The following is a 223-nucleotide window of genomic DNA, read 5'->3' on the forward strand; positions in this document are numbered from 1 at the left end:
GTGTGTGCGTGTGTTCTTTGAGAACTCAATAGTGTGTCGATGAATGTCAGTGCCAATATGTTTATTGGTTCCGGCCTCTCATACCCCCCGGTTGATGAGGTTGGACATTTAAGTCAGCAAATACTTTTGCTGGCGTTTTGTTTTGCTAGGTTTTCGGACTCTAGTTTAGATCTGATTGCACCCTTTTGGGGGTGTGGTTGTGAGTCTTCAACGGAGAGTTTGA

1 protein-coding gene is annotated in these 223 nt (G+C 44.8%); it reads left to right on the forward strand.

Features of this window, described 5'->3' with window-relative positions; genetic code table 11:
- Positions 1–39: 39 nt before the first annotated feature.
- Positions 40–223, forward strand: a 184-nt coding sequence (locus tag ON39_RS50005) for a hypothetical protein (protein ID WP_218006155.1), incomplete at its 3' end; no start/stop codon positions are given.

It is taken from the genome of Nocardia tenerifensis NBRC 101015 (genome assembly GCF_000308715.1).
Taxonomy (GTDB): Bacteria; Actinomycetota; Actinomycetes; order Mycobacteriales; family Mycobacteriaceae; genus Nocardia; species Nocardia tenerifensis.